Raw genomic sequence first — 300 nt, 5'->3', positions numbered from 1 at the left:
AACATCTCAACGCCGGTACAGGTTGATTTCACGGTATCTTTGATACCAACGATCTCAACTTCTTCACCAACTTTGATGATACCGCGCTCTACACGACCGGTAACAACGGTACCACGGCCTGAGATGGAGAACACGTCTTCGATAGGCAGCAGGAATGGCTTGTCAATCGCGCGCTCTGGCTCTGGGATGTAAGAATCCAGGTGACCAGCCAGCTCGATGATTTTCTCTTCCCACTCAGCTTCACCCTGCAGGGCTTTCAGTGCTGAACCGCGAACAACCGGGATGTCGTCGCCAGGGAAA

The 300-nt window shown here is 52.7% G+C and carries 1 protein-coding gene; it reads right to left on the bottom strand.

The features are described from left to right. Positions 1 to 300: EF-Tu/IF-2/RF-3 family GTPase (locus NV64_RS23005; protein WP_369878935.1), on the bottom strand; the 300-nt coding region annotated here is incomplete at both ends.

Source organism: Erwinia sp. B116 (genome assembly GCF_002865965.1).
Lineage (GTDB): Bacteria > Pseudomonadota > Gammaproteobacteria > Enterobacterales > Enterobacteriaceae > Erwinia.
Note: the sequence above shows the minus strand (reverse complement) of the source record. Positions and strands in the feature narration are given on the sequence as shown.